The sequence below is a fragment of the Chromobacterium piscinae genome, from assembly GCF_021129175.1.
In the GTDB taxonomy this organism is placed as follows: domain Bacteria; phylum Pseudomonadota; class Gammaproteobacteria; order Burkholderiales; family Chromobacteriaceae; genus Chromobacterium; species Chromobacterium piscinae.
The window spans coordinates 1-10,544 of record NZ_JAJOHV010000108.1; the positions used below are offsets into that span (position 1 = coordinate 1).

The 10,544-nt window shown below is 67.4% G+C and carries 9 protein-coding genes; 5 read left to right on the top strand and 4 right to left on the bottom strand.

Annotated features, from left to right (window positions below):
* The 5 genes from LQR33_RS21610 to LQR33_RS21630 form a co-directional block, all read left to right on the top strand.
* On the top strand, positions 1-834 hold an 834-nt coding region (locus LQR33_RS21610; protein WP_414626569.1), incomplete at its 5' end, for a sodium:solute symporter family transporter.
* Positions 835-860: 26 nt separating this feature from the next.
* Positions 861-1,484 (top strand): glutathione S-transferase family protein, encoded by a 624-nt coding sequence (locus LQR33_RS21615; protein WP_166439316.1) that lies wholly within the window; start codon positions 861-863, stop codon positions 1,482-1,484.
* A gap of 98 nt (positions 1,485-1,582) precedes the next feature.
* The gene (locus LQR33_RS21620; RefSeq protein WP_166439317.1) at positions 1,583-2,095 is read left to right on the top strand and encodes a cupin domain-containing protein; all 513 of its coding nucleotides are present in this window, start codon (positions 1,583-1,585) and stop codon (positions 2,093-2,095) included.
* An 8-nt stretch (positions 2,096-2,103) separates the two neighbouring features.
* Complete coding sequence (locus tag LQR33_RS21625) at positions 2,104-2,772, top strand: M15 family metallopeptidase (RefSeq protein WP_231470376.1); 669 nt, start codon at positions 2,104-2,106, stop codon at positions 2,770-2,772.
* Positions 2,769-4,151, top strand: a complete 1,383-nt coding sequence (locus tag LQR33_RS21630) for an FAD-binding oxidoreductase (RefSeq protein WP_231470377.1) — start codon at positions 2,769-2,771, stop codon at positions 4,149-4,151. The genes LQR33_RS21625 and LQR33_RS21630 overlap by 4 nt, the downstream gene beginning before the upstream one ends.
* A 37-nt stretch (positions 4,152-4,188) precedes the next feature.
* On the opposite strand, the gene LQR33_RS21635 is transcribed toward LQR33_RS21630, so the two are convergent.
* The 4 genes from LQR33_RS21635 to LQR33_RS21650 form a co-directional block, all read right to left on the bottom strand.
* A complete protein-coding gene (locus LQR33_RS21635; RefSeq protein ID WP_231470379.1) occupies positions 4,189-6,012 on the bottom strand; it encodes a tetratricopeptide repeat protein in 1,824 nt (607 codons plus the stop codon).
* 86 nt (positions 6,013-6,098) lie between these two features.
* Complete coding sequence (locus LQR33_RS21640) at positions 6,099-7,976, bottom strand: methyl-accepting chemotaxis protein (protein WP_166439320.1); 1,878 nt, start codon at positions 7,974-7,976, stop codon at positions 6,099-6,101.
* A 387-nt stretch (positions 7,977-8,363) separates the two neighbouring features.
* Complete coding sequence (locus tag LQR33_RS21645) at positions 8,364-9,992, bottom strand: 3-(methylthio)propionyl-CoA ligase (RefSeq protein ID WP_231470381.1); 1,629 nt, start codon at positions 9,990-9,992, stop codon at positions 8,364-8,366.
* A 122-nt stretch (positions 9,993-10,114) separates the two neighbouring features.
* Positions 10,115-10,544 (bottom strand): response regulator transcription factor (locus LQR33_RS21650; protein WP_231470383.1); only part of this gene is annotated, 430 nt, incomplete at its 5' end.

Consider the following 10,544-nt stretch of genomic DNA (forward strand, 5'->3'; position numbering starts at 1 on the left):
CACCAGCTGCGCGGCGCGGCCGCCTTCCTGCCGAGCCAGGCGCTGGCCAACCCGGTGGAGGCGCTGTCGCTGGGCCTGGGCCTGAGCCTGGGCCTGCTGGGTCTGCCGCACGTGCTGATGCGCTTCTTCACCGTGGCCGACGCCCGCGCCGCGCGCCGCTCGGTGGGCATCGCCACCTGGCTGGTGGCGGCTTTCTTCCTGCTCAACCTGATCATCGGCTACGGCGCGATGACGCTGATCGGCCCCGATCCGCAATTCCACGGCGCGGACGGCAAGCTGATCGGCGGCGGCAATATGGCGGCGCTGCACCTGGCAGCTCTTCTGGGCGGCGACTTCGCCCGCGCGCTGGTGGCCGCGGTGGCCTTCGCCACCATCCTGGCGGTGGTAACCGGACTGATGCTGGCCGGCGCCAGCGCGGTCAGCCACGATCTGTACGCCAGCTGGCTGAAGCGCGGCCAAGCCGATCCGCGCCGCGAGCTCAAGGTGTCGCGTCTGGCCACGCTGGGCCTGGGCCTGGCTGCGATGCTGCTGTCCACCGCCTTCCAGCAGCTGAACATCGCGGTGATGATGGGCCTGGCCTTCGCCATCGCCGCCTCCGCCAATTTTCCTCTATTGCTGCTGGCGCTGAACTGGCGCGGCCTGACCGCCCGAGGCGTGGTGTGGGGCGGCGTCGCCGGCATCGCTTCGTCGCTGGCGCTGATCGTCTGCGGCCCGGCGGTATGGGTGGCCGCGCTGGGCCACGCCAAGCCGCTGTTCCCCTACACTAACCCGGCGCTGTTCTCGCTGCCGCTGGCCTTCGCCGCGGCGTGGCTGGGATCGCGCCGGCCGAACTAATCAATGAATTCAAGAAAGAAAACGCAATGAACAAGCTGACCCTGTACGGCAACCGCTACTCCGGCCACAGCTACAAGGTGCGGCTGGCGCTGATGCTGGCCGACATCTCCCATGACTACGTCCACATCGACATCTCGCTGCCGCGCGGCGAGCGGCCGGAAGACTTCCGCGCCGCCAGCCGCTTCGGCGAGGTGCCGGTGCTGGTGGCCGACGGCGTGCCGCTGTGCCAGTCCAACGCGATACTGCAATGGCTTGCCGACAGCTACGGCGCGCTGGGCGGCGCGCTGGGCGAGCGCCAGCGCGTGCGCGAATGGCTGAACTGGGAAACCAACCGCCTGGGTCTGTCGCTGCCCAATCTGCGCTACTCGCGCCTGATCGCCCACTACGAACCGGCGGTGGAAGCCTGGCTGGAAACGCGCCTGCGCGCCGACCTCGCCGTGCTGGAGGCCGAACTGGCCGAGCGCCGTTATCTGGCCGGCGATCAGGTCAGCATCGCCGACGTGTCGCTCAGCGGCTACCTGTGGTGGCTGTCCGACACCGGCCTAGCCATCGCCGATTGGCCCAATGTCCAGGCCTGGCTCGCCCGGATCGCCGCCCAGCCGGGCTGGCAGCATCCTGACGAGCTGATGTCGCCGGACATCCCGGAATAAGCCCGACGGCCGCGGCAAGCCGGCAAGTGGTATGTTTGGAGGCTGACGCGCCCTGTTCCCGCCGCGCGGGCCGCCGCGAAAAAGACTGAGGAGAACTGATGAGCCGTCCCGACTGCATCAAACACTGGAGCGAGCTGCAAAGCGACAGGCCGCGCTATTACTCCGGCAGCCAGGAGCCGCTGTCGCGCGGCAGCCCGCTGGGCAAGCACTACGGCTTCGCCCGGCTCGGCATCCATCATGAGCTGCTGGAGCCGGGCTGCCGCACCAGTTGGCCGCATGCCGAAAAAACCGAGGACGAATTCGTGCACGTGCTGGAAGGCACGCCCGACGTCTGGCTGGATGGCAGCCTTTACCGGCTGCAACCGGGCGACTCGGTGGGCTTCAAGGCCGGAGACGGCCTGGCCCACACCTTCATCAACAATACCGAGCAAATCGTCCGCCTGCTCTGTGTCGGCGACACCGACCGAGCGGACAACCGCATCCATTACGCCGTGCATCCCGAACGCAACCAGTTCCTGGGCGCGCTGCACTGGGACGACGCGCCGGAACGCGAGCTCGGCGGCCACGACGGGCTGCCGGACAAGCTGCGTGAAAACGGCGGGCCATTCTGAGAGCCATCATGCTGACGCTTGCCGATCCCTCGCTGCCCGCTATTCCGCTGGCCGATCAAGCCGAACCCTTCGTCGACCTCGCCGATTATCCGGACTGGGCGGTGGACCTGAGCCGCAGCCAAATCTCCAGCCGCAGCCCGCATTTTCTGAAGGCTCGCCGCGCGGTGGCCGAGCGGCTGCGCGACGCCGCCAGCCGGCTGCCGGACAGCCTGCGCCTGTACATCAAGGAAGCCTACCGCCCGCTGGCGCGCCAGCGTCGCTCCTACGATGAACACTTGGCCCGGTTGCGGGGACTGAAACCGGAGCTGGACGAAGCGGCGCTGTTGCGCGAGGCCAGCCTTTACGTCGCCCCGCCGGCGGTGGCTCCGCACCCGACCGGCGCCGCGCTGGACGTGACGCTGATCGACGCGGCCGGAGCGGAGCTGGACATGGGTTGCCCGTTCAACGCCGACAGCGAAAAATCCGGCGGCGCCTGCTACACCGACAGCCCCGGCATTTCCGAGCCCGCCCGCGCCAACCGGCGCATCCTGAGCCAGGCGATGCGGGATGCCGGCTTCGTCAACTATCCGTCCGAGTGGTGGCACTGGTCATACGGCGACCGCTATTGGGCGGCCGTCAGCGGCGCGCCGGCCGCGCTGTATGCCGCCGTCGACGAAAGCCTGTTGGAAACGATATGAGCGATTTTCTGCCGCGGCTGGCCGCCATCGTCGGCCCGCAGCACCTGCTGACCAACGACATCGACACCGCGCCGTACACGCTGGACTGGCGCCGCCGCTACCAGGGCGCGCCGCTGGCCGTCGCGCGTCCGGGCTCCACCGCCGAAGTCTCCGAGGTGGTCAAATTGTGCCGCGCGCACAAGGTGGCCATCGTGCCTCAGGGCGGCAACACCTCCACCTGCGGCGCGGCGACGCCGGACGGCAGCGGCCGGCAGCTGGTGCTCGCGCTGCGCCGGCTGAACGCCATCCGCCACGTCGACACCGACAACAACGCGCTGACCGTCGAAGCCGGCGTCACGCTGCTGGAGGCGCAGCAGGCGGCCGAAGCCGCCGGCCGGCTGTTTCCGCTGTCGCTGGCCTCGCAAGGGACCTGCCAGATCGGCGGCAACCTGTCCACCAACGCCGGCGGGGTGGCGGTGCTGCGCTACGGTACCATGCGCGAGCTGACGCTGGGGCTGGAGGCGGTGCTGCCGGACGGCCGGGTGCTGAACCAGCTGCAGGGACTGCGCAAGGACACCACCGGCCTGGACCTGAAGCAGCTGTTCATCGGCGCGGAAGGCCAGCTGGGCCTGATCACCGCCGCCACGCTGAAGCTGTACCCGCTGCCCAGCGCCCATGCCACCGCGATGGTCGGCGTCGACGACATCGAGACGGCGATAGACTGGCTGAACCGGCTGCGCCACCGCTTCGGCGACCGTCTGACCGCCTTCGAAGTGATGGACGCCAGCTGCCAGCAGGTGCTGCGGCGCCACCATCCGTCGCTGATGCCGTTCTCCGCGCCGTGGCTGATTTTGATCGAGCTGTCCGACGGCGGCGATCCGGCGCCGCTCAACGACGCGCTGGTGGAATGGCTGTCCGTCCAGACGATGGCCGACGGCGTCGTCTCGCAGAACGAGACCGAGCGGCGCAAGCTGTGGACGCTGCGCGAGGAGATATCGGAAAGCCAGCGCAAGGACGGCCCCAGCATCAAGCACGACATCGCGGTGCCCACCTCGGCGCTGCCGCGGCTGGTCCGCGATTGCGCGGCGGATCTGGACCAGGCCTTTCCCGGCGTGCGCATCGTCGCCTTCGGCCATGCCGGCGATGGCAATCTGCATTACAACGTCAGCTACACCCGCCCCGGCAATGCCGATCTGTTCGACGACGAGGACGCGGTCAACGCCATCGTCTACGACCACGTCTACCGGCTGGGCGGCACGCTGGCGGCCGAGCACGGCGTCGGCCAGTTGAAGAAAGACTGGCTGGCCCGCTACAAGGACCCGCTGGCGCTGGAGCTGATGCGGACCATCAAAGCCGCGCTGGACCCGGACGGGCTGATGAATCCGGGCAAGTGGTTGTAAACCACGCGCGCTCTCCGTGGGAGAGGATGGCAACGATTCAGTTCGCCAACCGGTCGATAGCGTCTTCCCATTCTTCCCCGCGCCGCCGCCTCTCCAGTGTCAGCGGCTGGTACCACGGCGTCGCAGCGCCATCGACGCCCCAGCGCCAGTCCACATGCTCTCCGGCCAACAGCAACCTGCAAGACGTGCCCAGCGCGCCGGCCAGGTGCGCCATCGCCGTGTCCACGGCGACCACGCCGTCCAGCTCCGCCAGCAGCGCCGCGCTGTCGGCGAAGTCCGTCAAGCCGGACCCCAGCTCCATCACGCTGTTTTCCGCCAGCCATGCCCGCTCAGTCCCACTCGGCTCCGGCTGCAGCGAAATCCAGTTGACGCCGCGATCGGCCAGCAGCCGCAGCAAGGCCTCCGGCCCAGGCAGCGAGCGGCAATGGTCGAACGGATGCTCGGCGCGGCCGCGCCAGGCCAGGCCGATGTTGCGGCCGGCCGGCAAGCGCTCCCGCCACGCCTGCCGCAGCGCCAGATCGGCCTGCAGATAGGTTTCCGCGCGCGGCTCGAACGCGCGCAAGACCCATGGCAGGCTCATCGAAAACACATGGCAATCGTGCGGCGGAAAGTCGGCCGGATAAGCGCCGGCCATCGCCTGCCATTCCACCTGCGGCCATTGCCGGCGGAACAGCGGCAGCAGCGGCTCGCGGCATAGCGCGATGACTCGCGTCGCGCCCTTTGCGAGCAGCGGATTCAGATAGCGGCTGAACTGGATCGCGTCGCCATAGCCCTGCTCGAACAACACCAGCAGCCGTCGTCCCGTCAGGCTCTCGCCCGGCCAGCGCGGCGATGGCACAACGGGATAGGCGGCCGATTCCAGCCTCGCCTCGTGATTGGCCCAACCGGCCGCCCAGTCGCCGCGCGCCAGTTGCAGATAACCCAGGTTTTGCCGCAGCCGGCGGTGGTCCGGCGCCGACGCCAGGCCCTGCTCCCATGCCCGCCCGGCCTCATCGTCTCGCCCTTGCTCGCGCAAGGCCAGTGCCAGCAGGTTCAACCAGTCGGCGCGGCCGGGCTCTGCCGCCAGCGCCTGTCGCGCCAGGGCTTCCGCCTCCGCCGCGCGGCCGGTGGCGAGCAGCAGCGAGGCCAGATTGGCCAGCGCCGCGCCGGGCGCAGCCGCGTGGGCGGCGCGCAAATGCCGCTCCGCCTCGTCCCAGCGTCGCTGGGCCATCAGCAGCAAACCCAGATTGTTGCCGGCGACGACATGGCCCGGCGCCGACTGCAGCGCGCGCCGCAGCATGGCTTCGGCCTTCCCGGCCTCCCCCCTCTCCTCTAGCAGCCGCCCCAGCAGCTGCAGCGCCTCGGCATCGTCAGGCGCCTCGTCCAGGCAGGCGCGCAGATGCCCCTCGGCCTCGCCGTTCCGGCCCTGCTCGGCGAGCAGCCGCGCCAGTTGGTAATGGGCGGCCGCGCCGGGCTGGAAGGATAGCCGGCGGCGGAAACAAGCCTCGGCCTCGGCCAGCCGGCCGGCGTCCTGCAGTAGATTGCCCAGATTGCCCAGGCTGGAGGAGTGATCGGGGTCGCGCGCCAGCTCGGCGCGGTAGTGAGCTTCGGCGGCGGCCGCGTCGCCGCTCTCTTCGGCCAGCCGGCCCAGATTGAAGCACGCATCCGGAGTGACCGGCTCCAAGGCCAGCGCCTGGCGCCAGCACTGTTCGGCCAACAGCGCTTGGCCGAGGCGCGCGGCGCACACGCCCAGCAGATTCCACAACGGCGCATTGCCGGGCTCGGCCTGCAAACCGCGCTGGGCAGCTCGCAGCGCGCCTTGCAGATCGCCGTCGGCCAACAGGCGCGCGGCTTCGAGCGTATCGGGGGAAAGCAGGATCATCGCGGCTTCCGAAATCGTTTCACTCCGGATCATCGACGCAAAAACGCCGCCCGGCAAGGCGGCGTTCGGGATCGAGGAAGTGGTTGTTACAGCCGGAACTTGTTGAACTCGGCGTCCATCTTGCCGGCGTTGCCGGCCAGGCCCTGCAAGGTGCTGCTGACGTTCTGCAGCACGTCGTCGTTTTCCAGCACGTGGCCGTTGATCGCCTCGGAGCTTTGCGCGATCAGCGTGGTGGCCTTGTGCTGCTCCTGGGTGGAGTTGGAGATTTCGCTCATCTTGGCCACCACCTCCAGCATCGATGCGCGGATGGCGGCGATATTGTCCACCGCCTCGCGGGTCAGGCCCACGCCCTCGTCCACCGCCTGCACCGTGGAATTGACGTCGCCGACTGCGCGGCCGGTTTCCTCGCGGATCGCGCCCACCATATTGGAGATTTCCAGCGTCGCCTGCGCGGTGCGCTCGGCCAGCTTGCGCACCTCATCGGCCACCACCGCGAAGCCTCGGCCCTGCTCGCCGGCGCGCGCGGCCTCGATCGCCGCGTTCAGCGCCAGCAGGTTGGTTTGGTCGGCGATGTCGCGGATCACGTTGGTGATGCCGGAGATTTCCTGCGAGCGCTTGTCCAGCGAGGACAGCATCTCTTCCAGTCCGCGCACCGACTGCACGGTGTTTTCCATGCCGGACGACAGCCGCTGCATATTGTCGGCGCTGGCGGCTAGGTTCTGCCCCGTGGCGCTGGCTAGGTCGTCGGCCTGGCGCGCGCTGTCGGCGATATGGGAAATGGAGACGGTGATCTGCTCCAGCGTGGCCGCGTTGGACGAGGACACGTCGGAGATGTGGCGCGAGCTCTGCGCGACGTCGGCCACCAGTTGGCTGGCGTCCTTCACCCCCCCGACCACGCCGGCGGCGTCGCCCTTCAGGCCGCGGAACAAGTGGCCCAGCTGGCCGACGAAAGTGTTGAACGCGCGCGCGGTGGCGGCGATCTCGTCCTGGCCGTCGTCCTTCAGCCGCAGCGTCAGGTCGCCCTGGCCGCGGGCGATGTCCTCCATCGCCGCCTTCAGCCGCACCAGGCCGGCCAGCATCTTGCCGATCACCAGGCTGGCGAACGGGATCATCAGCGCGAACACCAGCAACGTCAGCCCGCCTATGGTGTACAGCAAGGTGTGCAGCGGGGCCAGGATCTCGTCCCGGTCCGACACCAACGCCAGAATCCAATTGGTGCCGGGGATGGCCTGCGCGGCGATCAGCATGCTCCTCCCGCCGATGTCGACATCGGATGCCTTGTCGTTCTGCACCAGTTGCGCGAGGCGGTCGGGCGTCAGCGCCGGCACCACGCTAGTGATGGGCTTCAGCGTCAGGTCGGCCTGCGGGTGGGCGATGACGGTGCCCTTCTTATCGATGATGAAGGCGTAGCCATTGCCGCGCACTTTCAGCGACAGCACCGACTTCACCAGCGTGTCCACCATCACGTCGCCGCCAACCACTCCGGCGAAAGCGCCGTTGTGGTTGAACGGCGCGGAGATGGTGACCGTCAGCTTCTTGGTGGCCTCGTCGACATAGGGGTCGGTGACGACGGGCTGGCCTGAGGCCTGGGCCTGCTTGTACCAGTCGCGGTCGGCCACTTTGTAGTCGGCCGGGGCCACCCAGTCGTCGGAGAACAGCGTGCGGCCGTCGGCATAGCCGGCGTAGTTGACGTTGAAGCCGCCGGCCTTGGTGCCCACCTTGAGGAAGCGCATCGCGTCGGCCTCGCCCGCCACCGCGGTCTGGGCGACGATCTGTTGCTTCTTCTCGCCCAGCCAGGTGGTCACCACCGAACTTTGCCCCTTCAAGCTGGCGGCGAATTCGTTGTCCAGCCCTTCCAGGATTTCCGATCGCATCTGCGTGAAAACTATGGTCACCAGGACCAGGCCGAACAACGCCATCAACAGGGCATTGAACGCTATCAATCGACTACGAAGTGATTTCATCGCATTCCCTTCATTTCTACGCTGTATAGCCTGGGCGAAAGCCGGTCATTTCCTCGGCAGACTGGTTGTAATTTATTGGAAAGCCGGATGGATACGCTAAACCAAGCGGACGCGCCGACGCTTGATCAAGCTCATGCCGTTTTCACAATATGATAGGTGCAATGACGATGTCAGTCGATGTGAATAACGGGGAAGAACGGGCAAAAAAACACCCCTGCGGCAATGCGGCAGGGGTCAACACGAGGAAGAAACATCGGACCGGCCTCGGCCAGCGCGATATTTCGAGGGGCTAACACCTCAAAACCTTGCGGTTCTCAGTGCAGCCGACATTCTAGCGTAATTGCTCTACGAAAATCCAGCGCTTTAGAGCAATTCATCCAATTTTCATTATTCGGGCCAGCGGTAATCGCGGAACTGCTCGCGCAGCTTCATCTTCAGCAGCTTGCCGGTGGCGGTGTGCGGCAGCTCGTCGACAAAGACGACATCGTTCGGCGTCCACCATTTGGCGATCTTGCCGTCAAAGTAGGCCAGCAGCTCCTCGCGCGTCGCCCTCGCGCCCGGCTTCAGCGTCACCACCATCAGCGGCCGCTCATCCCACTTGGGGTGCGGCACGGCGATCGCCGCCGCCTCGGCCACCGCCGGATGACCAACCAGGATGTTCTCCAGATCGATCGAGCTGATCCATTCGCCGCCGGACTTGATCACATCCTTGGTGCGATCGGTGATGCGCATGTAGCCGTCCGGATCGATGGTCACCACGTCGCCGGTGTGGAACCAGCCGTCGGCGCTGTGGTTGGCGTCCAGCTCGCGCTTGAAGTACTGCGACAGCACCCACGGCCCCCTCGCCTGCAGATTGCCGAAGGACACGCCGTCGTGCGGCAGCGGCAGGCCGGCGTCGTCGACGATGCGGATGTCCACCCCGAACGCCGGCCGGCCCTGCTTGGTCAGCAGCGCGTTCAACTCCCGTCCTCGCAGGCCTTCGTGCTTGAGCTTGGGCGTGCTGGTGGTGCCGAACGGCGACAGCTCGGTCATGCCCCATAGCTGGCGCAGCTCGATGCCGCGCTCGGCCAATTGCTCGATCATGCTTTCCGGCACCGCCGAGCCGCCGGCGATCACCCGCTTCAAGGGCGCGAGCGACAGGTTTTCGCGCTGGCAATATTGCAACAGCTGCAGCCAGACCGTGGGCACGCCGACGGTGGCGGTGACGCCTTCCTCGGCGATCAGGCTCTGCAGGCTGCCGCCGTCCAGCTTTTGCCCGGGCAGCACCAGCTTGCTGCCGTTCATCGCGCAGCTGTAAGGCAGGCCCCAGGCGTTGGCGTGGAACATCGGCACCACCGGCATCACCACCGCGCGCGCCGAGAGGTCGAAGCTGTCCGGCAGCGAGCTGCCGAAGGCGTGCAGCACGGTGGAGCGGTGCGAATACAGCACGCCCTTGGGATTGCCGGTGGTGCCGGAGGTGTAGCACAGGCTGGAGGCGGCGTTCTCGTCCAGCCGCGGCCAGTCGTAGACATCGCTGTGGCTGTTCACCAGGTCTTCGTAGCTGAGCAGATTGGGGATGCCGCTGTCGGCCGGCAAGTCGGCGCGCGCCGCCAGCAGCACGAAATGCTCGACGCTCTTCAACTGGTCCGCCAACTGAGAGACCAGCGGCAGGAAGGTGGCGTCGAACATCAGCACCTTGTCTTCGGCATGGTTGACGATCCAGGCGATCTGCTCGGGAAACAGCCGGGGGTTGACGGTGTGGCAGACGGCGCCGCTGCCGGACACCGCGAAGTAGATCTCGAAATGGCGGTAGCCGTTCCAGGCCAGCGTGCCCACCCGGTCGCCCGCCGCCACGCCCAGCGACGGCAGCGCGTTGGCCAGCTGGCGGGCGCGGCGGGCGGCATCGCGGTAGGTGTAGCGGTGCATCGGGCCCTCCACCGTGCGCGACACGATCTCGGTGTCGCCGTGGAAGCGCTCGGCATGCTCGAGCAAATCCGCAATCAGCAAAGGCTGGTCCATCATCTGTCCACGCAGCATCGCGCATCTCCCCTGTTATCGGTATGGAATCCGCACGTTACGCCGCGTTGGAGTTTTCACTCCAATCATTTTTTCTGATGGTCGCCCATTGTCCGATTTATATATTCGTCATCAGTTTTGACTCAGCTCTTGACCGGCCGTTTCGCCAGCATCCGCTGCAGGGTGCGGCGGTGCATATTGAGCGCGCGCGCGGTGGCTGAGATGTTGCCGTCGTGCTCGGCCAACACGCGCTGCAAATGCTCCCAGGTGACGCGACGCAAGGACATCGGCTGCGGCGCCACCGGCAGTTCCGGATTAGCCGTCTGCTGGGCAAAAGCGGCCAGGATCTCGTCGACGCCGGCCGGCTTGGCCAGGTATTGCACCGCGCCCAGCTTGGTGGCCTCCACCGCAGTGGCGATGCTGGCGTAGCCGGTCAGCACCACGATGGCGCTGTCCGGGCTGGCCGCCCGCAACGCCGGCAGCAGCCTGAGGCCGCTGTCGCCGTCCAGGTTCAGATCCAGCAGAATGCGCGCCGGCCGCTCGGCCGCCCGCGCTAGCGCCTCGGCCGCGTCG

What these genes read in the sequence shown, in the direction of transcription:
- LQR33_RS21615 (WP_166439316.1), top strand. Translation starts at nt 861, where the DNA reads ATGAACAAGCTGACCCTGTACGGCAACCGCTACTCCGGCCACAGCTAC.
- LQR33_RS21620 (WP_166439317.1), top strand. Translation starts at nt 1,583, where the DNA reads ATGAGCCGTCCCGACTGCATCAAACACTGGAGCGAGCTGCAAAGCGAC.
- LQR33_RS21625 (WP_231470376.1), top strand. Translation starts at nt 2,104, where the DNA reads ATGCTGACGCTTGCCGATCCCTCGCTGCCCGCTATTCCGCTGGCCGAT.
- LQR33_RS21630 (WP_231470377.1), top strand. Translation starts at nt 2,769, where the DNA reads ATGAGCGATTTTCTGCCGCGGCTGGCCGCCATCGTCGGCCCGCAGCAC.
- LQR33_RS21635 (WP_231470379.1), bottom strand. Translation starts at nt 6,012, where the DNA reads ATGATCCTGCTTTCCCCCGATACGCTCGAAGCCGCGCGCCTGTTGGCC.
- LQR33_RS21640 (WP_166439320.1), bottom strand. Translation starts at nt 7,976, where the DNA reads ATGAAATCACTTCGTAGTCGATTGATAGCGTTCAATGCCCTGTTGATG.
- LQR33_RS21645 (WP_231470381.1), bottom strand. Translation starts at nt 9,992, where the DNA reads ATGCTGCGTGGACAGATGATGGACCAGCCTTTGCTGATTGCGGATTTG.